The sequence below is a fragment of the Streptomyces sp. NBC_01537 genome (assembly GCF_045040445.1).
In the GTDB taxonomy this organism is placed as follows: domain Bacteria; phylum Actinomycetota; class Actinomycetes; order Streptomycetales; family Streptomycetaceae; genus Actinacidiphila.
Window position 1 is genome coordinate 9,702,615 of the sequence record NZ_CP109392.1, and the last position, 25,848, is coordinate 9,728,462.

Annotated in this window: 27 protein-coding genes and 5 pseudogenes; 20 read left to right on the forward strand and 12 right to left on the reverse strand. The window is 70.4% G+C overall.

Translation table 11 applies throughout. The features are described 5' to 3' along the window. Nucleotides 1-269: 269 nt before the first annotated feature. Nucleotides 270-1,436 carry an alanine--tRNA ligase-related protein gene (locus OG607_RS44455; protein ID WP_405736221.1) on the reverse strand — a complete coding sequence of 389 codons (1,167 nt, stop codon included), beginning with the start codon at nucleotides 1,434-1,436 and terminating at the stop codon, nucleotides 270-272. A gap of 550 nt (nucleotides 1,437-1,986) precedes the next feature. Between OG607_RS44455 and OG607_RS44460 the strand changes: the two genes are divergently transcribed. The 3 genes and pseudogenes from OG607_RS44460 to OG607_RS44470 all read left to right on the forward strand — a co-directional run bounded on the left by OG607_RS44460 (nucleotide 1,987) and on the right by OG607_RS44470 (nucleotide 2,909). Beyond that, entirely contained in the window at nucleotides 1,987-2,184 is a 198-nt protein-coding gene (locus tag OG607_RS44460) for a hypothetical protein (RefSeq protein WP_405736223.1), read from the forward strand. Next, nucleotides 2,165-2,323, forward strand: a pseudogene (locus OG607_RS44465) (transposase); the annotation flags it as partial. The gene OG607_RS44460 and the pseudogene OG607_RS44465, both read left to right, overlap by 20 nt. 94 nt (nucleotides 2,324-2,417) lie before the next feature. Next, the gene (locus tag OG607_RS44470; protein ID WP_405736225.1) at nucleotides 2,418-2,909 is read left to right on the forward strand and encodes a DUF4232 domain-containing protein; all 492 of its coding nucleotides are present in this window, start codon (nucleotides 2,418-2,420) and stop codon (nucleotides 2,907-2,909) included. 72 nt (nucleotides 2,910-2,981) lie between these two features. On the opposite strand, the gene OG607_RS44475 is transcribed toward OG607_RS44470, so the two are convergent. Continuing rightward, nucleotides 2,982-3,554: a class I SAM-dependent methyltransferase gene (locus OG607_RS44475; protein ID WP_405736227.1), complete on the reverse strand. Its 573-nt coding sequence runs from the start codon at nucleotides 3,552-3,554 to the stop codon at nucleotides 2,982-2,984. A gap of 90 nt (nucleotides 3,555-3,644) precedes the next feature. Between OG607_RS44475 and OG607_RS44480 the strand changes: the two genes are divergently transcribed. Both OG607_RS44480 and OG607_RS44485 read left to right on the forward strand, forming a co-directional pair. After that, complete coding sequence (locus OG607_RS44480; RefSeq protein WP_405736229.1) at nucleotides 3,645-4,040, forward strand: AraC family ligand binding domain-containing protein; 396 nt, start codon at nucleotides 3,645-3,647, stop codon at nucleotides 4,038-4,040. A 128-nt stretch (nucleotides 4,041-4,168) separates the two neighbouring features. Beyond that, nucleotides 4,169-4,486, forward strand: coding sequence for a helix-turn-helix transcriptional regulator (locus OG607_RS44485; RefSeq protein WP_405736232.1), 318 nt, complete (start codon nucleotides 4,169-4,171; stop codon nucleotides 4,484-4,486). A 52-nt stretch (nucleotides 4,487-4,538) separates the two neighbouring features. On the opposite strand, the gene OG607_RS44490 is transcribed toward OG607_RS44485, so the two are convergent. Further along, nucleotides 4,539-5,234, reverse strand: coding sequence for an alpha/beta fold hydrolase (locus OG607_RS44490; RefSeq protein ID WP_405736235.1), 696 nt, complete (start codon nucleotides 5,232-5,234; stop codon nucleotides 4,539-4,541). A gap of 76 nt (nucleotides 5,235-5,310) precedes the next feature. Here OG607_RS44490 and OG607_RS44495 point away from each other — a divergent pair, with 76 nt between their 5' ends. Beyond that, a complete protein-coding gene (locus OG607_RS44495; RefSeq protein ID WP_405736238.1) occupies nucleotides 5,311-5,952 on the forward strand; it encodes a TetR/AcrR family transcriptional regulator in 642 nt (213 codons plus the stop codon). On the opposite strand, the pseudogene OG607_RS44500 reads toward OG607_RS44495, so the two are convergent. Continuing rightward, nucleotides 5,873-6,057 (reverse strand): annotated as a pseudogene (locus OG607_RS44500) (transposase); the annotation flags it as partial. The gene OG607_RS44495 and the pseudogene OG607_RS44500 overlap by 80 nt on opposite strands. A 165-nt stretch (nucleotides 6,058-6,222) precedes the next feature. Between OG607_RS44500 and OG607_RS44505 the strand changes: the two are divergent. Both OG607_RS44505 and OG607_RS44510 read left to right on the forward strand, forming a co-directional pair. Further along, entirely contained in the window at nucleotides 6,223-6,912 is a 690-nt protein-coding gene (locus OG607_RS44505) for a helix-turn-helix transcriptional regulator (protein WP_405736241.1), read from the forward strand. A 32-nt stretch (nucleotides 6,913-6,944) separates the two neighbouring features. After that, the gene (locus OG607_RS44510) at nucleotides 6,945-7,463 is read left to right on the forward strand and encodes a DUF3291 domain-containing protein (RefSeq protein ID WP_405736244.1); all 519 of its coding nucleotides are present in this window, start codon (nucleotides 6,945-6,947) and stop codon (nucleotides 7,461-7,463) included. Nucleotides 7,464-7,599: 136 nt separating this feature from the next. On the opposite strand, the gene OG607_RS44515 is transcribed toward OG607_RS44510, so the two are convergent. Next, nucleotides 7,600-8,322, reverse strand: a complete 723-nt coding sequence (locus OG607_RS44515; protein ID WP_405736247.1) for a TetR/AcrR family transcriptional regulator — start codon at nucleotides 8,320-8,322, stop codon at nucleotides 7,600-7,602. Nucleotides 8,323-8,372: 50 nt separating this feature from the next. On the opposite strand from OG607_RS44515, the gene OG607_RS44520 reads away from it, so the two are divergent. Continuing rightward, nucleotides 8,373-9,953: an FAD-dependent oxidoreductase gene (locus tag OG607_RS44520; protein WP_405736250.1), complete on the forward strand. Its 1,581-nt coding sequence runs from the start codon at nucleotides 8,373-8,375 to the stop codon at nucleotides 9,951-9,953. Between the two features lie 222 nt (nucleotides 9,954-10,175). Here OG607_RS44520 and OG607_RS44525 read toward each other — a convergent pair whose 3' ends face one another. Continuing rightward, the gene (locus OG607_RS44525; RefSeq protein ID WP_405736253.1) at nucleotides 10,176-10,709 is read right to left on the reverse strand and encodes a DinB family protein; all 534 of its coding nucleotides are present in this window, start codon (nucleotides 10,707-10,709) and stop codon (nucleotides 10,176-10,178) included. 162 nt (nucleotides 10,710-10,871) lie between these two features. Between OG607_RS44525 and OG607_RS44530 the strand changes: the two genes are divergently transcribed. Together OG607_RS44530 and OG607_RS44535 are read left to right on the forward strand one after the other, a co-directional pair. Continuing rightward, the gene (locus OG607_RS44530; RefSeq protein WP_405736255.1) at nucleotides 10,872-11,267 is read left to right on the forward strand and encodes a hypothetical protein; all 396 of its coding nucleotides are present in this window, start codon (nucleotides 10,872-10,874) and stop codon (nucleotides 11,265-11,267) included. An 8-nt stretch (nucleotides 11,268-11,275) separates the two neighbouring features. Further along, nucleotides 11,276-11,425: pseudogene (locus OG607_RS44535) on the forward strand (ATP-binding protein); the annotation flags it as partial. A gap of 4 nt (nucleotides 11,426-11,429) precedes the next feature. Here the strand turns inward: OG607_RS44535 and OG607_RS44540 are convergent. Further along, nucleotides 11,430-12,221 carry an SDR family NAD(P)-dependent oxidoreductase gene (locus OG607_RS44540; RefSeq protein WP_405736257.1) on the reverse strand — a complete coding sequence of 264 codons (792 nt, stop codon included), beginning with the start codon at nucleotides 12,219-12,221 and terminating at the stop codon, nucleotides 11,430-11,432. A gap of 85 nt (nucleotides 12,222-12,306) precedes the next feature. Here OG607_RS44540 and OG607_RS44545 point away from each other — a divergent pair, with 85 nt between their 5' ends. Next, the gene (locus OG607_RS44545; RefSeq protein WP_405736259.1) at nucleotides 12,307-13,158 is read left to right on the forward strand and encodes a helix-turn-helix transcriptional regulator; all 852 of its coding nucleotides are present in this window, start codon (nucleotides 12,307-12,309) and stop codon (nucleotides 13,156-13,158) included. 40 nt (nucleotides 13,159-13,198) lie between these two features. Here the strand turns inward: OG607_RS44545 and OG607_RS44550 are convergent, their stop codons facing one another. Then, entirely contained in the window at nucleotides 13,199-13,924 is a 726-nt protein-coding gene (locus OG607_RS44550; protein ID WP_405736262.1) for a TetR/AcrR family transcriptional regulator, read from the reverse strand. Nucleotides 13,925-14,004: 80 nt separating this feature from the next. Here OG607_RS44550 and OG607_RS44555 point away from each other — a divergent pair, with 80 nt between their 5' ends. Further along, nucleotides 14,005-15,573, forward strand: coding sequence for an MFS transporter (locus OG607_RS44555; RefSeq protein WP_405736264.1), 1,569 nt, complete (start codon nucleotides 14,005-14,007; stop codon nucleotides 15,571-15,573). A 137-nt stretch (nucleotides 15,574-15,710) separates the two neighbouring features. Next, nucleotides 15,711-17,783, forward strand: coding sequence for an NAD-dependent DNA ligase LigA (gene ligA / locus OG607_RS44560; protein WP_405736267.1), 2,073 nt, complete (start codon nucleotides 15,711-15,713; stop codon nucleotides 17,781-17,783). Nucleotides 17,784-18,051: 268 nt separating this feature from the next. On the opposite strand, the gene OG607_RS44565 is transcribed toward ligA, so the two are convergent. Then, a complete protein-coding gene (locus OG607_RS44565) occupies nucleotides 18,052-18,354 on the reverse strand; it encodes a hypothetical protein (protein ID WP_405736269.1) in 303 nt (100 codons plus the stop codon). 81 nt (nucleotides 18,355-18,435) lie between these two features. Between OG607_RS44565 and OG607_RS44570 the strand changes: the two genes are divergently transcribed. The 4 genes from OG607_RS44570 to OG607_RS44585 all read left to right on the forward strand — a co-directional run bounded on the left by OG607_RS44570 (nucleotide 18,436) and on the right by OG607_RS44585 (nucleotide 22,955). Further along, nucleotides 18,436-19,206: an SDR family oxidoreductase gene (locus tag OG607_RS44570; RefSeq protein WP_405736272.1), complete on the forward strand. Its 771-nt coding sequence runs from the start codon at nucleotides 18,436-18,438 to the stop codon at nucleotides 19,204-19,206. 178 nt (nucleotides 19,207-19,384) lie between these two features. Beyond that, nucleotides 19,385-20,308 (forward strand): RNA polymerase sigma-70 factor, encoded by a 924-nt coding sequence (locus tag OG607_RS44575; RefSeq protein ID WP_405736275.1) that lies wholly within the window; start codon nucleotides 19,385-19,387, stop codon nucleotides 20,306-20,308. 256 nt (nucleotides 20,309-20,564) lie between these two features. Further along, a complete protein-coding gene (locus OG607_RS44580; RefSeq protein WP_405736277.1) occupies nucleotides 20,565-22,118 on the forward strand; it encodes an ArnT family glycosyltransferase in 1,554 nt (517 codons plus the stop codon). A 162-nt stretch (nucleotides 22,119-22,280) separates the two neighbouring features. Next, complete coding sequence (locus OG607_RS44585) at nucleotides 22,281-22,955, forward strand: class I SAM-dependent methyltransferase (protein WP_405736281.1); 675 nt, start codon at nucleotides 22,281-22,283, stop codon at nucleotides 22,953-22,955. A gap of 231 nt (nucleotides 22,956-23,186) precedes the next feature. On the opposite strand, the pseudogene OG607_RS44590 reads toward OG607_RS44585, so the two are convergent. From OG607_RS44590 to OG607_RS44600, 3 genes and pseudogenes are all read right to left on the reverse strand, one after another. After that, nucleotides 23,187-23,270: pseudogene (locus OG607_RS44590) on the reverse strand (PadR family transcriptional regulator); the annotation flags it as partial. A gap of 48 nt (nucleotides 23,271-23,318) precedes the next feature. Further along, complete coding sequence (locus OG607_RS44595) at nucleotides 23,319-24,176, reverse strand: acyl-CoA thioester hydrolase/BAAT C-terminal domain-containing protein (RefSeq protein ID WP_405736284.1); 858 nt, start codon at nucleotides 24,174-24,176, stop codon at nucleotides 23,319-23,321. Between the two features lie 102 nt (nucleotides 24,177-24,278). Continuing rightward, nucleotides 24,279-24,443, reverse strand: coding sequence for a hypothetical protein (locus tag OG607_RS44600; protein WP_405736287.1), 165 nt, complete (start codon nucleotides 24,441-24,443; stop codon nucleotides 24,279-24,281). A 171-nt stretch (nucleotides 24,444-24,614) separates the two neighbouring features. Between OG607_RS44600 and OG607_RS44605 the strand changes: the two genes are divergently transcribed. Next, nucleotides 24,615-25,277: an RDD family protein gene (locus tag OG607_RS44605; protein WP_405736290.1), complete on the forward strand. Its 663-nt coding sequence runs from the start codon at nucleotides 24,615-24,617 to the stop codon at nucleotides 25,275-25,277. A 294-nt stretch (nucleotides 25,278-25,571) separates the two neighbouring features. Beyond that, nucleotides 25,572-25,742 (forward strand): annotated as a pseudogene (locus OG607_RS44610) (RICIN domain-containing protein); the annotation flags it as partial. Nucleotides 25,743-25,848 lie beyond the last annotated feature (106 nt).

The window sequence follows — 25,848 nt, forward strand, 5'->3', positions numbered from 1 at the left end:
TGGGCCGCCACGGCCCGCGCCCGCCACGGTGAAACCGCGCCTCAGCCCGCGGTCGTGGTCTTGATGAGCGGCGCGTCCCGCGAGAGCTCCCGGAACCCGACGCTGTAGTACAGCCCGCGCGCCCGGGGATGCCCCGGCGCACCCAGGCAGGCGACCGTCACATGAGTGGCCCCGGCCGCCCGCGCCAGATGCACCCGTGCAGAAGCATCGCCCTGGCACCATTCGCCGGATGAAATGCTCAGCTCGCGAAGCGCGTCGCCCCGCAGGCCTCACTCCTGCCGCAGGCTCGTGACCAGCTCACGTGGCAGACCATGGGTGTCGTGGAGGTAGTGGAAGTCCTCCTCGGTAAGCCGGCCTTGGAACCGGGGCCGGGCGAGTACCTGTCGGCCGCGTTCCAGGAGCCGACGGAACCGGCGCTCCTCCTCGAGCAACATCCGGAGCACGTCGCCTGGGCGCATGTCCTGCCGGAAGTGGTCCAGGGTGTGCTGGACCAGTTCTTCCGGCAGGTCTTCGACGCCATGCGAGGGATCGTCCCGCCAGAGCACGGTGAGCACCCGTCGTACCAGGCGGCGCAGCACGTAGCCCCGTCCGGTGTTGGCCGGGCGCACGCCGTCGCCGAGCACCACGACGGCCGAGCGCAGGTGGTCGCAGACCAGACGCAGCGAGGGCTCCTCCAGGGGCCACCGGGTCGGCACGAGGCGGCGCCAGGGGTCGAAGACGTCGCATTCGAAGACGGACGATTTGCCCTGGAGCAGTGAGGCCAGCCGCTCCAGGCCGAGTCCGGTGTCGACGTTGCGCTGGGGAAGAGGCACGAGGGAACCGTCGTCGAGCCGGCGGTGGGTCATCATCACGTGGTTCCACACCTCCACCCAGCGGTCGTCGCGGGTGGGTGTCGACCGGGGTGGGCAGTCACCGCTCCACAGGAAGATCTCCGAGTCGGGACCGCACGGTCCGACAGGTCCGTTGGACCACCAGTTGTCCTCCACGGTGAGTTCAACGGGGACACCGCGGTCCTGCCACAGCTGAAGGGAAGCGGTGTCCGGCCCGGTCTCGCTGTCACCGGCATAGACGGTGGCATGCAGCAGGCCGGGATCGATACCCAGTCCCTCGGTGAGCAGCCCGTATCCCCAGTCGAGACTGAGTGGGCCTTCGTAGTCGCCCAGCGACCAGGTGCCGAGCATCTCGAAGACCGTCAGGTGAGTGGCGTCGCCGACCTCCCCCAGGTCCGTGGTGCGCAGGCAACGCTGCACGTTGACCAGCCGCGTGCCCAGCGGATGGGCGCGGCCCTCCAGGTACGGAGTGAGCGGGTGCATGCCGGAGGTGGTGAAGAGCACGGGGTCGCCGGGTGGTGGCAGCAGCGTCGAGCCGACGATCCGGCGATGGGCGCGCTCCTCGAAGTACTCGATGAACGTACTGACCAGCTGTTCTGTATTCATGGGATGACTCCTTCGCGTCACAGCGGGGGAGGCACCGGAGAACGGGACCGTTCAGTCGTCCGGCCGGGGCCAAGGGCGCCACGGCACTACCGACGGCCGTTTCCGGTCGCCGGGGGAGGGGAAAGTCAGGCGGCGGCAACCGGCGAGCTGGTCGCTCGCGCGGTCGCGATGGTGCTTGGGCCGGTGACGTTCATGCGGATGACCATAACGCGGCCCTGCCCACGGAGCATTCCAATTTGCCGCCGGAGCTCGGTCAGCCGTCCACAGCCCCGCCCCGGCCTCGGGGCCCCGGATCCGCTGCCGGCGGCGGCAGGGCAGCATGGTGTCGTACCGAACCTCGGCCAGGCACTGGAGGACGCGGCCGGGCCAGGGCGTGTCTGACCAATGATCATCGGCTGGCTGAGGTCGGCATGCAGGTAATGGTCTTGCTGGTCTGAGGGGGTGCCGCGATGCTGGGCCAGTGCCAGGACAGAGGAAGCGGAAGCGACAGCAGCAGGAGGGTAGCCGGCGGGGTGATGCCCGCTTCGCCCCTGAGGCGGGGCGCTGGGAAGTGCTCTTCGAGACTCAGGACGAGTCGGAATGGCGCGCCCGGATTCAGCGCCTGCGAGCCGAGAAGGGGCAGATCGACTGGACGGCGGCCCGACTGGACACGCTCTGCGGGCGGTTGACTCAATCGACCACCTACCGGTTGAGCCACTTCGTGCCGGCCGTCGTGCCCGTTGTCGCTGATGGCCGCCCCGATAATTGATCATGCGGCAGGCAGAGGCGAGCTGACGGATGCTGCGTGGGAGCGGATGGAGCCGCTGCTTCCGCAGATGGACGGGCGCGGCCGCCCGTGGCGTGATCACCGGCAGGTGGTCAACGGGGTGCTGTGGCGGTTGCGGACCCGGCGCGCCATCACGCCGACGGAGGAGGAGCTGGATCCGATCGTCGCCGCCGCCATAACCGAGTCCCAGTTGACCGATTGGGGAATTCGCTGTGATGGTCTGCAGGTCAATTTCACGGACGGGCTGTCCCTGGACATCCGGTTCCAGAAACGCGGAATTCCAGGTCTGCTGTAGACCCGCCACGAAGGAGCCCGCGGACAGCAAGGACGCCAGGCACCTCCTCATCACCGTCCAGAACGCCGGCGACAAGAAGTGCAACGTCTACCACTATCCCTACGTAAAGATCGGTGATGCCCAGGGCCCGGCCCCCGTGATCAAGGACAGCAGCCCGGACCCGGGGAAGCCCATAACCATCGCTCCGGGTGAGGAGGCGTACGCCGCTCTGCTCGTCGCCGGCGGCGCCAGGGATGAGTACGAGGCGAAAAGCATCACCCTCACCCTCCACGGCAGCAAGCTCGGCAGCAAGGCGGGGGAGCCAATCGACGTCCCCATGCCCGTCGACACGTTGTACGCAGACGACGGTCAACTTGTCACCTACTGGACGACGGCCTCCGGCAGTGCCCTGGACTTCATCATGTCGAAGTGAGGGACCTCGATCGGACCACTTTCCTGCGGACAGCTACCGCCTGTCCGGCCGAGCATGCACACATCAGCCGTGCTAGTCGAGCGGTTTCCTTGCGCTGAAGCGGAACTGGTGCTCGTTCGTGGTGGTCACCGTCACGTCGGTGAAGCCCGTCGATCGGAGGCGCTCGTCGAGGGCCGCCGGGTCGACAGGAACGTAGGTGTCGTCGATGTGGGCATTGCGGATCAGCTCAGTGTCGATGGAATCGGTTCCCAGGAGTGGCGCCCCGGGACGCAGGAGGCGGTGCACCGTTGCGAACAGCCGGTCCTGAGCCTGCGGCGATTCCATGTGGTGCAGCATCGAGAAGCAGGTCGCCGCTGAGAACCGGTTCGCGGCCAGGTCGACGGTGGAGGCGTCGCCGTGGATGACCTGCGCGCGGGTGCCGGGGAGCCTGGCGTGCAACTGTGCGGCCAGGTGGGGGTCGACCTCGATCGCGGTGACCTTGACGGTCAGTCGCAGGAGCACGTCTGTGGTGAGTCCTGGGCCGGGTCCGATCTCCAGCACGTCGTCGCCGAGGTCGCCCGACTCCTTGAGCCAGGGCAGCAGTTCGGTGCGCAGCGTCTCGGCCCACGCGGGGCTGGCCAGGTACGTCAGGTGGGACCGGTTCATCACGCGGCCTCCGCATCGCTCGGACCGGTGGCGGGTAATTCGGCGTGAAGGCGGGTGGAAGTCATGTCCTCATTAGTACAGTCCCCGGTCATGACCGGCTTTGCACGAACGGCCGACTCCCTGCCCCCTGCGGCCACTGCCCGGCTGGTGTCACTGCGCGGCAGGGCGGGAGTGGCCGCCGGGTCCTACGCGTACGAGGGCACCACCACGGTCACCTCGTGGCACCGTCACGACCTGCACCAGCTCGAGTACGCCTTCGAGGGGGTCGTCGAGGTGGAGACCGCCGTGGCGCGCTACCGCCTGCCGTCCCGGCAGGCGGCGTGGATACCGGCCGGGCTCGCGCACGTCAGCTCCTTCGACAGGGCAAGGACGGTGTCGGTGTTCTTCGATCCGGCGTTGGTGCGCGACACTGCGGGCCGGGTCCGGGTCCTGCCGGTCGAACCGGTCTTCCGAGAGATGATCATTACGCCTCGCGCTGGCCGATAGGCCGGCCGGCCAGCGACGCCGTTGCCGACTCCTTCTTCGACGCTCTGGCCAACCTGGTCCTCGAACGGCTGGACCACGAGCGGCCCTTCTACCTGCCGGCCAGCCCCGACCCGCTGATCACGGCGGTCATGCGGTACACCGACGACCACCTGGCCGCGACCTCACTCGCCGAGGTCTGCCGCGCCGTCGCCGTCTCCGAGCGCACCCTTCGCCGCCGGTTCCGTGCCGCGACCGGCATGACGTGGCGCCAGTACCTCCTGCACAGCCGCCTGCTGCACGCCATGACGCTGCTGATCCGGCGCGACAGCACCGTCCTCGGTGTCGCCACGGCCGTGGGATTCGACAGCGCGAGCGCCTTCAGCCGAGCCTTCCATGCCTACGCCGGGCAGACGCCGACCGCCTTCCGCTCCGAACGGCTGAACACGGCGCTGTCAGCGAATGCTTGAGCCAGCCTGGGATGACCAACGAATCGCCGGCCCGGCTCGTCCGCGGCTGCCGTCACAGGCTCAGCAGCAGGTCCCGGACTGCGGTGGGCTGGGACAGGAACGGGTGGTGGCCGGCGTCGAGTTCGACGACGCTGCCGGCCCGGCGGGCGAACTCGCGCTGCAGGCGCGGCGGGGTGCCCCGGTCCTGGGCACAGATGAGGTACGTCGAGGGCACCTGCTGCCATGCGGCCGCCCCGACCGGCTGCCCGGTCACCTGCACGCTCTGCCGGGCGAGGTGGTCCGCCGCCTGCGCCTGGACCTCGGGGTCGCAGTCCTGCAGGAATGTGTCCACGAGCAGCTCGGGGCGAACCCCGAAGGTGCCGGCGTCGGGGTCGACGTCGAGGAACGGGGCGGGGCTGCCGTCCCCGAACTCCGACAGGCTCTGCCCGACCTCCGGGAGGTAGCTGGAGACCATCACCAGGTGGCGTACCGACCCGACGCCCGCGGCGGCTTCCGCGGTGACGATGCCGCCGTAGCTGTGGGCGACCACCACGGTCGGCTCGTCGCTGTCCAGCAGCGCCTGCCGCACCGCCGCGACGTCCTCGGAAAGCCCCGGACCGCCGGCGCCTCCGGGAGGGCCCGCCTCGCCGCAGCTCGGCAGCGCCGGGGCCACGCTCAGCATCCCTCGCTCCTGCAGCAGCTCGGCGGTGCGGTGCCACCACCACGACCCGTCCCGCACACACGCCCCATGCACGAACACGACCCTCATCGCTACCTCCACGTCTGCCTTGACTGCCTTTCGATCAACGGTAGACGTAGCCGCCGTTACGCGAAAAGCTGTCGACATGGGCAGACGACCGCAGCCAGACATCAAGAACAGGCTGCTCGACGCCTGCGCCGACTACGCCCTCGCGCACGGCCTCCCCGACCGGCTCGAGCCGCTGGCCACCGCCACCGGCACCTCGGCCCGAATGCTGATCTATCACTTCGGCACCCGCGACGCCCTGCTGCGGGCCGTCCTCCGGCACGCGCGCCAACGCCAGCTCGACACATTCGGCGACCTCCTGCGGGTGCGACCCGACGAGCTCTACACCGCCACCCTGGATCGCGCCTGGACCTCGATCACCAGCTTGGACGGGCGGCCGTACCTGCAGATGTTCGGTCAGCTGCGCGAGAGCGCAGTGCAGCAGCTGTGGCCCGACTTTCGGCGCACCGCCACGACCGACTGGCTCGGGCCGCTCGAAGACGGCCTGCGCAGCATCGGCCGGCCGGACCTTGCGACGCTCGTCCTCGCCGTCATCCGTGGTCTCCTCATGGACCTCGACGCCACCGCCGACACCACCCGCACCGACCGGGCCTTCCGCGACTTCCTCGCCGCAGTCGAGCACCTGTCCAGCGGCGACCTGATCGGCGGGCCCTCTCCCGCACCTGGCAGCGCAGGAGTTCCTGGATCCGCCGGTCGAGCCCGTCCTGACGCCACAGTGTGAAGTAGTAGAACACCGCCGACCAGGCCGGCAGGTCACGGGCAGGTAGCGCCACTGACAGCCCGTCCGGTTCTGGTGGAAGATCGCGTTCACGATCTCCCGGAGATCACAGGTCCATGGAACGCCAAGTGGGAACCCGGGGCTCGACTTCTCCATTGGGGAGCCAGTTGCCGGGCCCGGCGCGGCCGACAGGCTGGGGGGGCTTCGGGGCGCACCAGCCGGGGCGGGTCCCGCCTTTCTATCTCCAACCTGTGTTGTTCCTAGAATGGGCATGTGGAGGACATCGATGTGATCGCGGTGTTGCAGGATCCGGTGCGGCGCCGCCTGTACGAGTACGTGGCCGCGCAGGGCCGTGAGGTCGGCCGCAACGAGGCCGCCGAGGCGGCCGGAGTGGCGCGCACGCTCGCTGCGCACCATCTGGACAGGCTGACCGAGGCCGGGCTGCTGGAGAGCGGTAGCCGCCGCCTGACGGGCCGCTCGGGGCCGGGGGCGGGCCGTCCCGCCAAGGTGTACACGCGGGCGCGGGCCGAGCGGTCGGTGTCGCTGCCCGCCCGCGACTACCGCACCGCCGCTGAGCTGCTCGCCGAGGCCGCCGAGCAGGCCGGGCTGGACGCCGGGCTCTGCGCGGCCGCGCGCCGCCGGGGTGAGGCCCTGCGCGGCTCGGCGGAGCCCTGCGGCGGCCTCGAAGAGGCCATGGAGATGCTGGCCGCACGCGGCTACGAACCGCACCTGGAAGGCGCCGAAGGCGCCGAGGGGGCGACCGGGGCAGCCGAACGCGTCGTCCGTATGCGCAACTGCCCCTTTCATGCCGTCGCCGAACGCTTCCCGCCGCTCGTCTGCGGCATGAACCTCGCGCTGCTGGAGGGACTGCTCGGTGCGGACGGTTCCGTCCGCGCTCGCATGGACGCCCGGCCGGGGGAGTGCTGCGTGGTGGTCGAAACTTCTAAAAACAATGATGATTGACATAGAAATGCGGGTCGTGCTGGGATGAGGCCATGACCGCATCCGTGCATGCCGCCCACCTTGCCCAGCTCAACGTCGCCACGCTCAGCCTCCCCTTCGACGACCCGCGCGTGGCGCCCTTCGTCGAGATGCTCGATCCGGTCAATGCAGCCGCCGACGGCGCGCCCGGCTTCGTGTGGCGGCTCGTGGAGGAGGGGACGGCCGACGCCACCGGCCTGCGCCCGATGGGCGAGGACGTCATCGTCAACCTGTCGGTGTGGCAGACCCAGGAGGCTCTGTGGGACTACGCCTACCGCAGTGGGCACCTGGAGGTGATGCGTCGGCGCCGCGAATGGTTCAAACGGCACGTCGAGGCGCACCTGGTGCTCTGGTGGGTCCCCGCCGGTCACCTCCCGACCGTCGGTGAGGCCCTGGATCGGCTGGCGGAACTGCGGGCGCACGGGCCGTCCCCGCGCGCGTTCACTTTTGCCTCCTCCTACACCGCCGCCGAGGCCGCCCCGCATCTTCAGGCCGTGCCGCCAGTACAGGCCGGGGACTCGGCGGTGGTCTGAAGCAGGGGCGCTCAACCCACAGGGCTGCGGCACTGGTTTCCCGACCGTCATGACGACTCTCGGAAACGGGACTCGGCAGTGGATCTGACCGAGCTGCCGCTCACCTGCCCATGAGGTGGGAGGACGACGACAGGCCCTAGGGGTGTGCGAGGCCGTCGATCATCAGGGCGAGGGTGAAGCCGAACCGGTCGTGGCCCTCGCCGGCGGTGAGCTCGGCGGCGTGGCGGGTGGTGTGGGGGAAGGACTCGGCAGGCAGGGCGGTGAACCGGCGTTGCAGTTCGTCGCGGTCGAGGACCCAAACGGTGTCATCGTGTGCTGATCGTTGGCGCGCGATGGATACCTCAAGGCAATAGGCGGCCACGTACAGCAAGAGGGCGTCGATGGCCCAGGCGGCGGCCCGCGGGGCGACGCCGCCGGCGAGCAGGATCGCCAGCATTCCTTCGGTGACGCGCACGGTCTCCAGGTCGGTGGGGGCCATGGCGAGCGCGGCGCGGGAGATTCCGGGGAATTTCAGGTACTGGTCGCGTATCTGGGCGCACACGCCGCGGATCTGTTCCCGCCAGGCCGCGGGGTCGGGCTCGGGTAGTACGAGTTCGGCGCACAGCCGCCCGATGAGCAGCTCGTCGAGGTCGGCCTTGTTGACCACGTGGGCGTAGAGCGAGGCGGGTCCGGTGTCGAGCGCGCCGGCCAGGCGGCGCATGGTCAGCGCCTCGTAGCCCTCTGTGGCGATGACGCCCAGTGCGGTGTCGATGACCTGCTCCACGGTGATCGTGGCCTTGCGGCGCCGAGGCCTGGGGGCGGCTTCGGCCTCGGGGTTCGGCGGCTGGTGGCGCGCCGCGCGCCGCTCTCTCGGGTTCACCCGACCACTATAACTTGACACGAACACCGTTCGTTTATAGAACACTGTTCGTGAATATTGATGTGAACCAGGACGTGGACGTGACCGTGGTCGGAGCCGGGCCGGTGGGCCTCGTGCTCGCCGCGGAGCTGGCGCTCTCGGGGGCGACGGTGCAGGTACTCGAGCGACGGGCCGAGCCGGACGAGGCGATGAAGGCGGTGTCGATCAACCTGCCGACGGCCGAGGCACTCGACCGCCGCGGCCTGCTGCCTGCCGCCGAACAGGTGCAGCGAGAGCTGCTCGAGCGGGTGGGGTCGTTCGCCCGCATGGCCGACGACCAGCAGCCCGGTGGCGGCCGGCGAGCGCGCGAGTCGCGGTTCACCGGGCACTTCGCGGGGATGATCCTCGACGCCGAGCTCGTGGACTGGTCCGATGCCGACCTCGCCGCGCACGCCGCGGCCGCCGGAGCGAGGATGGTGCCGCAGCGTGAGCTGGAGGAACTGCTGGCCGGCCATGTCGCGCGACTGGGCATACCGGTGTATCGCGGGGTGGAGGTCACCGCGCTCGAAGACACCGGCGACGGCGTGCTCGTCGGCACCACTGCCGGCACGGTGCGCACCGGGTGGCTGGTCGGATGCGACGGCGGGCACAGCGCCGTGCGCCGCCTCGCGGGCATCGGCTTCCCCGGCACCGACCCCGAGCTCACCGGACACTTGGCCGTCGTCGACATCGCCGACCCGGACAAGCTCGGAGACGGATGGGCGTGGTCGGCCCGCGGGGCGTACCGCTACGGGCCACAGCCCGGACGGGTGGTCACCGTAGAGTTCGGCGGCGCTCCCGCCGACCGCTCGGCGCCGGTCACCCTGGAGGAATTGCAGACCAGTCTGCGCCGGGTCTCGGGCACCGACGTCACGCTGAACGCCCTGCGCGGCGCCGCGACCCGCTGGAGCGACAACGCCCGCCAGGCCGCGACCTACCGGTCGGGGAGGGTGCTGCTGGCCGGCGACGCCGCGCACGTGCACCCGCCGTTCGGCGGCCAGGGGCTCAATCTCGGGGTCGGCGACGCGATGAACCTCGGCTGGAAGCTCGGTGCCGTGGCCGCCGGTTGGGCACCCGAAGGACTGCTCGACACCTACGACGCCGAGCGTCGTCCCCTTGGCGCCTGGGTGCTGGACTGGACGCGGGCCCAGATCGCGGTGCTGCGCGGGGACGCCAAGTCGGCCGCGCTCCGGGAGGTCGTCGGCGATCTGCTGAGCACTCGGGACGGCACGACCTACGCGGTCAAGAAGATCTCCGGCGTCACGCAGCGCATCGACCTGCCCGGCGACCATCCGCTGGTCGGCCGGCTCGTCCCCGACCTGTGGCTGAGGGACGGCTCCCGCCTGGTCGACCACGGTCACAGCGGCGGGTTCCTGCTGCTCGACCGCACTGCGGACGGCGCGTTCGCCCGCCTCGCCGCGGCCTGGGCCGGGCGCGTCAGCAGCGTGACCGACGACCACGCGACGCCGACCGGGGTGTTGGTACGCCCGGACGGGGTGGTCGCCTGGGCCTGCGACACCACCGGCATCGCCGCCGTCACCGGCCTCGAAGCCGCCCTGCACCGATGGACCGGCGCACCGTCGTCCTCACCCGAGCACGAGCCGGTGGGCTGAACCCCTGTCCGCGTCGACCCCGGCCGATGTACTGCCGCGCGCGTGGCCCTCTGAGCCCGGCCCGCAGGCCGGGACCTGCCGCCCACGCAGCAGGACACGATTTGAGGTCCACGATCGAACCCATGCCAGGGTCGAGCGGAAATGATCGTTGACGGTGTCAGTAGGCGCCAATGGCCACTTGAAGTGCGCGGTGGCCAACTATCGCTGCGCGTGGCCAGGGTGCTACTCGCCTGTCTCCCCGTCGATCAACTCTCGGGCCACGTCGAGCTGGCCGACGTGCCGGGCGTACTCCTGGAGTAGGTGGAAGAGGATCCGCCCAAGCGAGGGAGCCTGGTCAGGGCTCTGGAAGCGTCCGCCGTGCCCGGCCTTGTCGGTCAGGTTGGCCGCCGTGGCCAGGGAGGTCGCCGCCGACACCTCCTCGCGGTAGGCGGCCATCACCTCTGCGGTGGGCGTGCCTGCAGAAACGCTCCATTCGGCCTCGTCGCCGCCGGGCGGGTAGGCAAGGACGTCGGCGGCGGCGAACCCCCAGCGCATCCACCGGCGTTCGACCCAGCCGAGGTGCTGGACCAAGCCGAGTGGCGACCAGCCCAAGGGGTGCACCGGGGTGCGGAGTTGGTCCTCGGACAGTCCGGAGAGCTTCCGCATCAACGTCTCGCGGTACCACTCCAGGTAGCCGAGGAGGAGTTCACGGGTATCGGAGACATCAACGCCCGGACCGTCAAGGAGCGCGGGGACCTGTTCTGGAGACCGTTGCATCCCCGGACCGTAGCGCGGCCTTCTCCTGCGACGTGTCACCTTTGGCGCGGCCTCGCCACCCGCTACGAGAAGACCGCGACCGTCTACCTGGCAGGGCTCTGCATCGCAGGCATCTTCATCTGGTCTGCCCGCTGATCCAAACGGCCGCGTATCCTCGGGTCCGTGCCCCGCCCGAAGAAGCCCCGCCGGCTGGTTGCCGACGGGCGCGTCTACCTGTGGACGCTCCGCCATAGCCACCGCGTGCTGGACGGCGGCCGGTCCGCGGACTGCCGCGGAACCCTGACGCTGTATCCGCAGCCGGCCGGCACGGGCGGCCCGCTGCGCATCGTCTTTGCCGAGGGCCCGGGCCGTTACATGGGCGGGTTCCCCATGGGTTCCGGGGACGTGGGGTACGTCCGGGGCGCTTCCCTGAACCTGCACGAACCGGGCGCCGTCCGGGCCCTGCTCGACGCGGCATCGGCCCGCGGGTGGCAGCCGGGGGAGCGGCGGGCGGTGGAGGTCGACGGCTGGCCCCTGCTGGAGGCGGCAGCCGCCGCGCGAGACCATCGCCCGCTATAGCCGCGTCGGACCGCCACGGCGCCGAGCTCCTCTTCCAGGTGCTGACCGAGCGCGAGGAGAAGAACAGCGTCGCCATCACGTCCAACGAGTCCTTCGGCGGCTGGACCAAGACGTTCACCGATCCTCGCCTCTGCGCGGCCATCGTCGACCGCCTCACCCCTTTCAGGCGCCGGCGCCGCCGTCGACCGGGACGATCGCGCCGGTCACGTACGAGGCGCGGTCGCTGAGCAGCCACGCGGCCACCTCGGCGACCTCGCGGGGCTGGGCCATGCGGCCGAGCGGGGTCGCCGCGTTGTTGGCCTCGACGATGCCCGGAGTCGCTGCCTCCCACTCGTCGATCATCTCTGTGGCGGTGCCGCCGGGGGTGATGCCGTTCACCCGGATGCCCTCACGGCCCCAGGTCACCGCCGCGCTCTCGGTGATGCTGTTGAGCGCGCGCTTCATGGCGCCGTATGCGGGGAGGGCGGGGTTCGCGCGGCGGCTGCCGATGCTCGAGGTGTTGACGATCGCCCCGCCACCGATCCGTCGCATGAGTGCGGCCTCGGCGGTCATGGCGGTCCAGTGCGAGCGGAAGTTGACGCCGAACTGCGCGTCGATGTCCTCGTCGCTGGTGGTGTCGAGCGGGCCGGGCTGCTGGATCACCGCGCCGTTGTTGAAGGCGCCGTCGAGCCGTCCGTGCAGTTCCTCGACGTGGTCGACCGCCGCGCGGATGCTCGCGGGGTCGGCGAGGTCCAGGGTGACGGCGTCGGCGACGCCGCCGTCGGCGCGGATCTCCTTCACGATGCGGTCGAGGGCGTCGGTGCTGCGGGCGGCGAGCACGACGGCGGCGCCCTCGGAGGCGAAGAGCCGGGCCGCGGCGGCCCCGATGCCGCGGCTGGCGCCGGTGATGAAGATGACCTTGCCGGTGAGCAGGCCGATGGGTGCGCTGTCGGTGGTGTTCGTGTTGTTCGTCATGGCAACAGCGTCCGGCCGGCTGCCGGCCGGATACAGGCACAGGCTGTACCAGGATCCGCCGCCGCGCCGCGCGCACACTGGGCGTATGGACAAACAGGAACTCGGGGCGTTCCTCCGTAGCCGTCGCGAGCGGCTCCGGCCGGAGGACGTCGGCCTCCCCTCCGGACCGCGACGCCGGACACCGGGCCTGCGCCGTGAGGAGGCCGCGGTGCTGGCGCACATCTCCACGGAGTACTACGTCCGGCTCGAGCAGGGCAGGGCGCCGCGGCCGTCGGGCGAGGTCCTCGCCGGGATCGCAGGCGCGCTGCGGCTCACCGACGCCGAGTCCGACCACCTCCACGTCCTCGCGGGTACCGCGCCGACCCGTACCCGGCTGCACCGGCGCGACGTCCGCCCGAGCATCCTCGCGCTCCTCGAACGGCTGCCGCAGACAGCCGGCTTCGTGGTCTCCGCCGCGTTCGAGGTGCTCGCGTGGAACGACCTCGCGGCCGCGCTCATGGAGGACTTTGCCGGGCTCGCCCCCAAGGACCGCAATCTCGCGCGCCGGGCATTCCTCGGGCCCGCGCGACCTGACAAGACGCTGTACGGGATCTCCGACGCCGCCGAATTCCGGCACCAGGTCGTCATGGAGCTCCGTGCCACCCTCGCCCGCTACCCGACGGATCCCGCGGTGACCGGCCTCGTCGACGAACTCCGCGACGCCAGCGCCGACTTCGCCCGGCTCTGGGAGCGGCACGACGTGCAGGCCGCGCCGATGCTCACGAAGACCTTCCGCCACCCGGTCGTCGGGGAGATCACCGTCGACTGCGACTCGCTCACGCTCACGGACCGCGACCAGCACCTCGTGCTCTACAGCGCGCCGCCAGGATCCCCTGGCGCCGAGGCTCTGGCTCTTCTGAACGTACTGGGAGCCGAGGCCGGCGATTATCTGCGGTAGCGCCGCAGCCGGCCACGGCGAACACCGAACTCCCTCGTGGTCAGACGGGTGTGGCGTCGTTCTCCAGCGCGGGGGCGAGGAGGTGGCAGAGGGAGTCGGCCAGGAGGTGGAGGGGGTCGGCGGTGTCCAGCGGCCAGCCGACGGCGATCCACGCGGAGAAGAACGACTCGGTCTGCAGCACGGCCATCAGCGCCCGTTGGCGAGCCTCCGCAGGGGGGACGCCTCGCCATCGCTCGGAATGCCCGACGAGCATGCCGACGTAGCGCTCGTGCGCCTCGATGTACTGCACGCGGCCGTCGCCGAGGCTGCGCAGCGCCGCCGGGGATGCCGCGTTGGCGACCCGGCGGATGGGTGCCATCTCCCGCCAGCGGGCCTCGGCGCCGTCGAGCCACGTCCGGATGTCGGCCCGGGTCCATCGCGGAAGCGCGGTCAGGTCGGCGTACGCCTCTTCCATCACGCCGTACACGCGGTCCACGAGTGCGTCGACGATCTCGGCCTTGCCGGGGAAGTGGGCGTAGACCGTGGCCCGTGTCACCCCGGCGGTCTGTGCGATGTCCTCCATCCGCGCGTCGAGAAAGGACTTCTCGGCGAACACCGTGACGGCCGCTTCGAGCAGTCGGCGGTGCGTGAGGCTCTTCTGCTCTTCGCGCAGGTTCTTACGGGGAGTGCGGGTGGGCTGCATACGCCCAGTGTCTCCCGCGGCCACCGCACCAGAGGTGAAGGCCGTGTCCCGGCTGACCGCCCGCTGCGCAATGGGGGGAGGCATGACTTCACTATACGCGGTGTATGGTGAAGCGATTTCGCTATACGCCGTGTGTGGCGAACCGGTGGCTTGGAGCCCGTCTGATGAGCGCCGCAGTGAACGAGTCCACTTCCACGGACACGACGCCCACGTCCCGCCGGCAGGTGCTGAAGGCACTCAGCGGCCTGCTCCTCGCCCTGTTCGTGTCGACCCTCAGCAGTACGGTGGTCTCGAGCGCGCTGCCGAAGATCATCGGGGCCGTGCACGGGTCGCAGACCCAGTACACCTGGGTCGTCACCGCCTCCCTCCTCACCACCACGGCGACGACCCCGATCTGGGGCAAGCTCGCCGACCTCTTCAGCAAGAAGACCCTCGTCCAGGCCTCCATCGCCGTCTTCGTGCTGGGCGCCCTGGCCTCCGGGGTCAGCCGGACCGGCGGGCAGCTCATCGCCGCGCGGGCCCTGCAGGGTGTCGGCGTCGGAGGTGTGCAGGCCCTCGTCCAGATCTCGCTCGCGGCCATGATCCCGCCGCGGGAGCGCGGCCGGTACAGCGGCTACCTGAGCAGCGTCACGGCCACGTCGACCATCGGCGGGCCGCTGCTCGGCGGCGTCATCGTCGACACCTCATGGCTGGGCTGGCGGTGGTGCTTCTTCATCGGTCTGCCGATCGCCGCCGTCGCGCTCTTTCTGCTCCAGCGGACGCTGAACCTTCCCGTCATCCGCCGCGAGAACGTGAAGATCGACTACCTGGGAGCCACCCTGATCGCCGCAGGCGTCAGCGTGCTGCTCATCTGGGTGTCGTTCGTCGACAACTCCTTCGCGTGGGCCTCGTGGCAGACCGCTGCCATGGTGGCCGGCGGGCTGGCCCTGATCGCCGCGGCCCTGTGGGTGGAGGCGCACGCTGCCGAGCCCGTCGTACCACTCGCCATCGTGAAGCAGCGCACCACCGCCCTGGCGATTATCGGCAGCCTCGCCGTCGGCACGGCCATGTTCGGAAGCGCGGTGTTCCTGAGTCAGTACTTCCAGCTCAGCCGCGGCCACAGCCCGACGGAGGCGGGCCTCATGACGATTCCCATGATGGCCGGCATTCTGATCGCCTCCACGGTCGCCGGCCGGCTGATCAGCCGAACCGGGAAGATCAAACCGTTCGTCGTCGCCGGCGCCGGCCTGCTCACACTCGGTTCCGCGGGCCTCGGCATCATCGACTACAAGACGCCCATGGTCTTCCTGAGCGCGGCGATGCTGTGTGTCGGGATGGGCGTGGGCATGACGCTGCAGAACTTCGTGCTCGTCGTGCAGAACACCGTGCCGCTGAAGGACATAGGCGCGGCCAGCTCCACGGTGTCCTTCTTCCGTTCCCTCGGCGGCACGATCGGCGTCTCGGTCCTCGGCGCCGTCCTGGCCCGCCACGTCCACGACCAGGTCGCGCAGGGGATGGCCTCCGCCGGGCTGTCCGGCCGAGGCGGCGCCGCGGACGGCGCCGCACAGACTCCCGCGGTGCAGGCGATCATTCGCGTGGCCTACGGCGACGCGACGGCGCAGGTCTTCCTCCTGTCGGCCGCCGCGGCCGTGCTCGCCCTCGTCGCCGCCGCGCTGCTGAAGCCGGTCAGCCTGCGCAGCAGCCTCGATCTGCAGAGGCCGCCAGCCGGAGAGCCGACAAAGGCGATCGGATGACGCCCTGTCCTGTCCCATGTCGCCCTTGCGACACGCTGTGCACGAAGCCCCTCACGATGCGACAGCCGATCACCCAAGCGCACCCCGGTCTCGTGACCGGGACGCTCATTGTCAGTGGTGGCGGGCACGATGGCGGCATGACGACCACCGATGCTGTGATTGCCGATGACCTTGCCTACGCGGACGCCGTCGAGACCGCGGTGAAGGCCGCGGCCGCCTACTACGCGGGCGGGGACAGCGCGCTCGACGATGACGCCTACGACCGCCTTGTACGGGCGATCGCTGCGTGGGAGGACGAACATCCCGAGCAGGTACTGCCCGAGTCGCCGACCGGAAAGGTCGCCGGCGGTGCTGTCGAGGGGGACGTGCCGCACACGCAGCCGATGCTGAGTCTGGACAACGTGTTCTCCGCCGAGCAGTTCGTGACGTGGGCGGCCTCGCTGGAGCGCCGGCTCGGCCGGCCGGTGACCGGGTGGAGTGTGGAGCCGAAGCTGGACGGCCTGGCGGTCGCCGCGCGCTACCGCGACGGCAAGCTGGTCCAGCTGATCACCCGTGGCGACGGGACGGCCGGAGAGGATGTCTCGCACGCGATCGGCACCCTGGTCGGGCTGCCCGAGACGCTGGCCGGACCGGTGACGCTGGAGATGCGCGGCGAGGTCCTGATGACCGCAGCCCAGTTCGAGACCGCGCTCGCGGTGCGCACCGAGCACGGCGGGGAGCCGTTCGCGAACCCCCGCAGCGCCGCCGCCGGCACCTTGCGGGCCAAGGACCGCCCGTACCGGCTGGAGATGACGTTCTTCGGCTACGGCTGCCTGCCTCAGCCCGCCACCGATGCCGCACTGGCGGAGCGTCTGTCCGGCTTCGCGCACAGCGACCTCATGGCCTACATCGCCTCGCTCGGCGTGAACACCACGGCGGCCACCCCCGTGCCCGGCCGCACCGCCACCTCGGTGGAGGAGGTGCAGGCGCGGGTGGAGGAGATCGCCGCGCTCCGCGCCGAGCTGCCGTTCGGTATCGACGGGATCGTCATCAAGGCCGACCTGGCGGCTGATCAGCAGGCCGCCGGTTCCGGTTCCCGGGCGCCGCGTTGGGCGATCGCGTGGAAGCTGCCCGCGGTGGAGAAGGTCACGAGGTTGCTGGACGTGGAGTGGAACGTGGGCCGCACCGGCATCATCGCCCCGCGCGCGGTCCTGGAACCGGTGGAGATCGACGGGTCCACCGTCAGCTACGCGACCCTCCACAACCCCAACGACATCACCCGCCGCGACCTGCGCATCGGCGACCAGGTGATGGTCTACAAGGCCGGCGACATCATCCCCCGCGTCCAAGCCCCCCTCGCCCACCTGCGCACCGGCACCGAGCAGCCCATCGTTTTCCCCGAGGTCTGCCCGCAGTGCGGGTCCGGCATCGACACCTCCGAGCAGCGCTGGCGGTGCGAGCGCGGCCGCGACTGCCACCTGGTCGCCTCCGTCTCCTACGCCGTCGGCCGCGACCAGCTCGACATCGAAGGCCTGGGCCTGACCCGCGTCGTCCAGCTCACCGACGCCGGCCTCATCAAGGACTTCGCCGACCTGTTCACCCTCACCCGCGACCAGCTCCTCACCCTGGAGCGCATGGGCCCGACCAGCACCGACAACCTGCTCGCCGCGATCGAGCAGGCCAAGACCCGGCCGCTGTCACGGGTGCTGTGCGCGCTCGGCGTGCGCGGCACCGGACGCTCGATGTCCCGGCGCATCGCCCGGCACTTCGCCACCATGGACCACATCCGGGCTGCGGACGCGGAGGCGATGCAGCAGGTCGAGGGCATCGGCGTGGAGAAGGCGCCCGTCATCGTCTCCGAACTCGCCCAGCTGACGCCCGTTATCGACAAGCTGCTCGCTGCCGGGGTGAACATGACCGAGCCCGGAGCCACACCCCCTGCCCCCGACGGCGCCGAGGACGCGGTGGCGGTGGCAGCCGGGCCGCTCGACGGCATGACTGTGGTCGTCACCGGAGCCATGACCGGTCCGCTGGAGAAGCTCAGCCGCAACGAGATGAACGAACTGATCGAGCGCGCGGGCGGGAAGTCCTCCTCCAGCGTCTCCAAGCGCACCTCGCTCCTGGTCGCCGGGGAAGGCGCCGGATCCAAGCGCGCCAAAGCCGAAGACCTCGCGGTCCGGATCGTGTCGCCCGGCGAGTTCGCCGAACTCGTCGCCGACCTCCTGCCCTGACCCGCTCAGCGGCCGAGGGTGACCCGCAGATCGGCCAGGCTCGCCCAGAGCCGTCGACCGCGCCGGGCCGTAGGGCCAGTGCCTGGCCCCTGGCCGGATGCGGCGTGGCCGCCACCGGACGCCCCGACTCCGACAGGGGGACGACCCCCGGTGTGTCAGAGTGAGAGCGGCCCGCCGCCGACCACCCCCCCCTCCTGTTGGCGGCGGGCTCCTGGGGCCATGCCCTTAGGCCGTCATAGCGACACTGAGGGCCCGGTGCGCGGAGCAGCTACCGCACGTCGACGAAGTCACCGGTGGTCTTGACCGGGGCGGTGGAGCTGGTGCCGGTGAAGACGTAGCGCCCGTAGCCGTCGGTGGAGGCGGTCACGGTGGTCTTCAGGCTTCCGGCGCCGTCGGCGCGCACGGTCTTGACGGTGCTGTAGTTACCGGCGCCGGCCTTGCGGAACTGCAGCTTGACCGCTCGACCGCCGTAGCTGCGGAAACAGTGGGTCTGCCAGTCGGCGCGGGTCAGCTTGCCGGTGACCGTGATGGTCCTGCCCTTGGCGACGGGCTCGGGTTCGTCTGTCCGCATGTCAGAGACGGCCGGGCTGTCTCGTCTCAGGTTGCGAAGACAGGTTCTGAGCGAACCCACCTCGACAAGAAGGAGCCGGCCATGAGCGGGGAGACCACACACCAGAAGGTCGCGCTGGTCACCGGGGCGAACAAGGGGATCGGCCGCGGGATTGCCGAGCAACTTGCCGCGCTGCACATGACGGTCCTGGTCGGCGCCAGAGACCCGCGACGCGGGGAGGAGACAGCAGCGGCGCTGCGCGCGGCAGGCGGCGACGCCCACGCGGTCACCTTGGACGTCACCGACCAGGCCACCGTCCGCGAGGCGGCGCAGCAGGTTGAGGAGCGCTTCGGCCACCTCGACGTGCTGATCAACAACGCCGGCATCACCGGCTCCGGACAGGTCTCGCCCGAGAACGCCCACGATCAGATCCCCAGCTCCGTCGAACTGAACATGGTCCGGGCGGTGTTCGAGACCAACGTCTTCGGGGTGATCGCGGTGACGAACGCCATGCTGCCGCTGCTACGGCGGTCACCGGCACCACGCGTCGTCAACGTCAGCAGCCACGCCGCGTCGCTGACCCTCACCAGCGATCCGGACGGTCCCTTTGCCTCGCTGCTGCCGTCTGCGGCGTACTCGCCGTCCAAGAGCGCGCTGACCGCGCTGACCGTGCAGTACGCCAATGAACTGCGCAAGGACGGCGTTCTCGTCAACGCTGCCGCCCCCGGCTACGTCGACACGGACAGCAACAACCACACCGGCTTCCTCACGGTCGCGCAGGGCGCCGCAGTCGTGGTGCGCCTGGCCACCCTCGGCGCAGACGGACCGACCGCCGGGTTCTTCAGCGAGGACGGCTCGGTGGTGCCCTGGTGACGGTGGCGTTGAACAGCAGCGCGTTCCACGGGCCACGGCGCCTTCGTGGATCGCCACGAGGCCGGCCCTGCTGCCGGCGAGACAGCAGGCAGTGGTAGTTGATGACCCGAGAGGCGCGGCTTCGGCAACCCGGAGTCGCGCCACCCTCGTGGCGGCAGAGTTTCAAGGAGGAGCCGGCGTGACGAAGACCGAAGAGTTCCAGGAGCTGCGGCCGCTGTTGTTCTCGATCGCCTACCGGATCCTGGGCAGTGTGAGCGAGGCCGAGGACGCGGTCCAGGAGACCTGGCTGCGCTACCAGGCCACCTCCGCCCGGCCCGGGTCGGCCAAGGCGTTCCTGTCGACCGTGGTCACCCGGATCTCGATCGACGTGCTGCGCTCGGCTCGCGTCCGGCGGGAGGAGTACGTCGGGCCGTGGCTCCCCGAACCGCTGCTGACCGACCCGTACGAGGATCCGGCGCGGTCGGCGGAGCTGGCGGACTCACTGTCGATGGCGGCCCTGCTCCTGCTGGAGCGGCTCACCCCGCTCGAGCGCGCGGTCTTCGTGCTGCGGGAGGTGTTCGCCTTCGGCTTCCCGGAGATCGCATCGGCCGTCGGACGGTCGGAGGCGGCGTGCCACCAGCTCGCGGTACGGGCGCGCCGTCACATGGACGCGGGCCGACCCCGGTTCGAGGCCGACCGCAAAGAGCGCGAGGAGCTCGCCGAACGGTTCTTCGACGCCTTCCGGGAAGGGGATGTCGACGGGCTGACCGAGCTGCTGGCCGCCGACGTGTCGATGATCGGTGACAGTGGCGGCAAGGCCCCGCGGTTCAACCCCATCACCCTCGGTGCCGAGCACGTGGTCCGGTTGCTCGCGGCTTTCGCCCCGCTGGTCATCAGGGGGGCCGGCGTCGTGGAATCGCAGCAGGTGAACGGCCAGCCGGGCGCGATCTTCCGCGACCGGGACGGCCAGGTCCTCAGCACCTGGGCGCTCGACGTACTCGACGGGCGGATCCAGACGATCCGCGCGGTGAACAACCCGGACAAGCTTGCGCACGTCGGCCCCATCGCGGACGCCTGGGCAGCGCTTCGCGAGGCGAACCAGGCGCACCGGCCCACCGCTTGACCGAAGAGCCACGGGCGCGGAAGTCTGTTCGGCGAATACAGGGGCCAGCGGCCACTTCTGATCCCGCGGGTCCTGGCAGCGGATCCGCTGTTCGCAGTCGTGCAACACCGACCGGAGCGTCAGAGCCTGGTCGGGGGCGCTTCGCCGGGCGCGGACCGGGTGCGTAAGGTGCGAGCGGCCCGGGAGCCGTGCGCGCCGGGCCGCCCCGGCCGCGCGGACGACGCGACCGAGGGGCCGAGGAGCGGGGGTGGCGGGGATGGCCGACGCGACAGACGCGGCGGACGTGGGGCGGCGTGCGGACGAGGCCGGGGAGGCGGGCGGGCGGATCGCACCGCTGGACCGAAGGGTGTTCGCCGTCGCGGGGGTGGTCTTAGCCGTGCTGATGGCGCTGTCCCCGCGCTACGGCTTCCACATCGACGAGCTGTACTTCCTCGACTGCGCCCGGCACCTCCAGGCGAGCTATGTGGACCAGCCGGCGCTGGCGCCGCTGCTGGCCCGGGTCTCGCTGTCGCTGTTCGGTGTCTCGGAGGCGGGCCTGCGACTGTGGCCCGCGCTGGCCGCCGCGGGCACGGTGGTCGTGGGTGGGATGACCGCGCGGGAGTTCGGCGGCGCGCGGCGAGCCCAGTTGCTCGCGGCGGTCGCGACCGGCACCATGCCCGTGCTGCTGGGCGGCGCGCACGTCGCCAACACCACGTCGTACGAAGTGCTGGCGTGGGCGGCGATCGCGCTCGTGGTCGTACGGATCGGCCGCACCGGCGACATGCGGTGGTGGCTCGCCGCGGGAGCGCTGGTCGGCATCGGCGCGGAATTCAACCACCTCGCGGCTGCTTTCGGGATCGTCCTGCTGGCCGCCGCGCTGCTCGGCCCGGCCCGCCGGACCGCGGCAGACCGCCGGCTGCTCGCGGGCGCGGTGATCGCCGTGCTGATCGTGCTGCCCGATCTGTGGTGGCAGTCGCGGCACGGCTGGGCCATGTTCGAGATGACGCGGGCGCTGAACGGCGAGAACGGAGGCCCGGGGAACATCCTCACCTGGATCGTGGGGCAGCTCGGCATGTCCTGCCTGGCGATGACGGTGCTGTGGGTGGCGGGTCTGCGGTTCCTGTGGCGGTCCGGCCGGCCGCTGTGGCGGTGCCTGGTGACCGCGTACGCCGTGCTGTTCGTGCTGTTCGCCGTGACGACCGGAGCGCAGGTGTACTACCTGGGCGGACTGTACGTGTGTCTGCTGGCGGCCGGGGCGGTGGGGCTCGACGGGTGGCTGCACTCCCGCCCGGACCGGCCGCGCGGCCTGATGATCGGAACCGCCGCCTCGGCCGCGCTGCTCGCCGTGATCGTGCTGCCGGTACTGCCGCCCTCCGACGTGGCCTGGACGTACGACATCAGCACGAATTCGGGGGAATCCCTGGGCTGGCCCCAACTGGTCGGCACGGTGCGGCAGGCATGGACCGGGCTCCCGTCCGGTCAGCGCGCGAACGCGGTTATCTTCGCGGCGGACTACGGCGAGGCCGGCGCCATCAACGAACTCGGCCGCGGTACCGGGCTGCCCACCGCCGTGAGCGCCCACAACACCGACTGGTGGTGGGGCCCCGGCAACCCACACGCCACGACCGTGGTGGCCGTCGCCCCCGGCCCCGACCACGCCCCCGAGTACGCCGCCCGTCTGCGCCAGTACTTCCGGCACGTCCGCGTGGCCGCCACGCTCTCCAACCCCGACGGTGTGCACAACATCGAATGGGGCGGCCACGTCTACATCTGCACAGGCCCCCGCCGCCCCTGGGGCGAGATGTGGCCCGAACTGCGCAACTACGCGTGACGCCCCCGCGGCACGTCCAGGCGGTGAGGTTCGACGCGGCCACCGGCCGTGTGGACGTCGTTTCCGACTTCTCTGAACTACCTATGGCTCGGGGCGAACGGGCCGGAGGGAAGATCGTGACTCTCTCGGCTTGTGTCAGTGCCAGGGACTACGGTCGCGGGCGTGACCGAACACGATGCCCTCAGTTCTACCCGCGAGGCGTACGACGCCATTGCCCCCGTGTATGCGCACCGGTTCGCCGACTCGTTGCGTGACGAGCCCCTCGAGCGCGCGTTGTTGAGCGCTTTCGCCGAGCTCTCACGTGCGAGTGGGAGCGGTCAGGTCGCGGACCTGGGATGCGGGCCTGGCTATATCACTGCGTACTTGGATGAACTGGGGCTCGCGGTGTCCGGCGTTGACGCCTCTCCCGTGATGATCAAGTTGGCTCGCCAGGCATATCCGGGCCTGCAGTTCGACGTGGGCTCGATGGCCGCGCTGAACTTCAGCGACGGCGTGCTGGGTGGCGCACTGTCACGATGGTCCATCATCCATACCCCACCGCAAGAACTCCCCGTTATCTTGTCGGAGTTCCACCGCGTGCTGGCACCTGGCGGCTACCTTCTGCTCGGCTTTTGGGCCAGCGATGATCCGTCTCACCCGACGCAGATCTTCGATCACACAGTCGCACCGGCCTATCGGTGGTCGCCTGACCGCCTCGCCGCGATGCTGCTCAAATCAGGGCTGGCCGAGGTGGCCCGGACGGTGCGTGAGCCTCAGCCCACCGACCGACGACAGTTCCAGTCGATTCACCTGCTCGCACGCAAAGCTCAGACCGGGGCTGTCAGGTCTGACGCATGACCCAACCTGCCGGGCAGGGAGCCGTCAGACTCCAAGTGTCGACTCGTCAACACGTATGGTGCGGCCGGTGATCCCCTCGAAAGCAGGGACTCCGATGGGTCGTCCTGCATCCGGGCGAAGTGCGTGACGCACGTTGCGTCACGCCGCCGGAGTTCTCGCCGCTTCAACCGCGTGCTGCCACAGCTCTGATGTCCGCGGCCGGAGGCCCACTCGGCTACCGCGCATGGCGCGTCAGGCCAGGGTCTCGTGGAGCCAGGGACGTTCGGCGTGGCTGGTGGCGCGGGCCATGACGAGCATGCCGCGGCGGTACGGGTCGTCAGAGACCTTCTCCGAGCTGCGTGCGCGATCAACCGGAGGGAGGGGTCAGCCCCTGTTGCGGAGCGCGTCGAGGACGTGGGGCCAGGCAGCCGTCCCCAAGAGTGCGTCAGCTTCGGGTGTGCCTCCGTAGTGGAAGCGCGGGGATGCCGGTGCTGGTCCCTCACCGGGAAAGCGTGGGCGGTGGCCGGCATCGTGGCGGGTGATCAGGCGCACCGTGGCCCCGGCTGAGCGTCGGCGTTGTGCCAGTTGTTCGGCGAAGGGAAGAGACGGCCACATCGCATCGTCGCCGCCTGCGACCAGCAGCAGATCGGCCCGTGCTTTGTCCACGGGAATCTGTGCCGGAGGGAGCAGATCAGCAAAGGTCCGTTCGCTCAGTTCGTAGTGCCCGCGGATGGCGACCGGCCCACCGTCCGTTTCTGCGGGAGTCCAGGAGCCGTCCATCGGGACGAAAGGCACCGGCTGCTCTCGCCAGGTCCAGGACGATCGACAAGGGCGGTGGGCTCCGTCGCGGCCTGGTCCGACGTTGCACCAGACCCGGGACGTGGGCGATATCGCGACGACAGCGTCCACGCGCAAATCGTGCACTGCTGTGAGCAGCGCCGCCTCAGCCCCCTTGGAAGTGCCCAGAATGCCGATGTGCTCCGCTCCGTTCAACCGGAGGAAGTCGACGGCGGTGGTGAAGGTCTCCAGGGGGATCTCGCAGATCCCCGGGGACTGCCCCGGACCGCCGAACCAGCGGATCGACACGGCCGTCATACCCTGCTGGGCAAGGATGCGTGCCCTCTCCCGTTCGACGCGCCCGCTGGATCCCGCCAGGACCAGGACACCGATGTCACTGCCGCGGGCGGGAGTGACCAGAACGCCTTTCCAGGGCTCGGTCAGCTCGCGCTCGGTGACATCCACGTGGCCTCCCCGTCGGTCCGCATCAACTTGGCAGCGCAGCCTCATCGGCGTTGCCATTCCTCCTGGAACGACCGTACCCGCCTGGCATAGCCACCGGCCGTGTCAATCCTGGGGTCCCAAATGAACGGCGCCGCCGCCCTGCATGCTGTAGGTCGCGGCATTGTGGTCCTCCACCGCGGCGGCGGCGCGATGCGGTGTCGCGGGGGAGACGGCCACGCTCGCCGGCATGGCCACCGCGAGTGCTCCGCAGGAAGCACGGGAACTCATCGACACCAGCCTGAACTGAGCACTGACCGACCGCGGGTCCATCGGTGGTCGACGGTTACTCAGTAACGATTGCCCCTGCCGTCTTCCGTATGAGATGCCCGGTGTGTAGAAATCGTGAGGGCAGGTCGCATGATCACAGGTGACCGCCCGAGCGAGAGATGAGTCGGGGGCATGAGCACAAACGAACCGTCGGGCCACGAACATCCCACAGGCCCTCAGCAGAACCCGTACGACAAGAACGTCTACGGGCCGCCGCAGCCGCCGGCCGACCCGTATGGACAGGCCGCCGCGGGCCCCGCCGGGTACGGGCCGCCGCCGCAGGGACCGTACAGCCAGCCACAGGGGGCGGCGTACGGGCAGCAGTACCCGCAGTGGCTGTCCCCGCCGAACGCGTACGGCGGCCCGCCCGCCCCAGGGACTCGGCAGCTGGCCACCTCCGGTGACCGCTTCCTGGCCCGGCTGATCGACACCGCTGTGCTGCTGGTGCCGGTCATCCTGCTCTACGTGATCGTCGCTCCGGTCAGCTCGCTCCTCAACTCCGTGGCCACCGCCGCCGTGGCCCTCGGCTACGAAGCCGCGATGCTGCTCACACAGGGCGGCCAGACCATCGGCAAGAAGGCCATGAAGATCCGGGTCGTCTCGCTGGCCCACGGCGGCCGGCCGGCCGACGCCGAGTTCTGGGCCCGGGCAGGCGTCTACGCGGGACCGCAGGCCGTCTACTGCCTCGGGTCTGTCTTCAGCCTCCTCAACGTCCTCTGGCACCTGTGGGACAAGCCGTACCAGCAGTGCCTGCACGACAAGGCCGCCAAGACCGTTGTAATCAAGGAGTTCTGACAGCAGCTCCGGCCTGTGGCCGCCCGGCGCCCAGCGGCGCTGCCGCCGCAACTGGCGTACGGACCAATGGGAGCCTCGGGGGAGGGCGGCCGTACGGGATCAGGCGTCGCCGGGCGGGCGCAGGCCCTCGCGAGGCTGCTCTACAGGGAAGGGCCGCGCGGCTCCGAGATGGCGGTCAGCGGGCGGCGAGCATCTTGAGAAAGGGGCGCCGAGCCTCGTAGATCGGGGACTGTCTCGGTGGCTCCGGCTGCCCGGAGAGCCTCGACGCTGGACCTGCCGGAAGCGACGGCCAGCAACGGCACCGGCGCCCAGCAGTGGCAGAAGGGCACCGGCAACACCCCGGTCAACCCCGCCTCGGGCCGCTGCCTGGACGCCACGGGCCCCAGCTCGGCCAACGGCACCCGCCTGCAGATCTGGGACTGCACCGGCGCCGCCAACCAGCAGTGGACCCTGCCGACCGCGTGAAGCGGGTCCATGCCCGGAGGAGGCCTCACCGCCGTGGCCTCTCGACCATGACGTCGATAGGGTCGGACGACCGGCGGACCGTCCGGGCAGGCCGGATCCGTGTCCT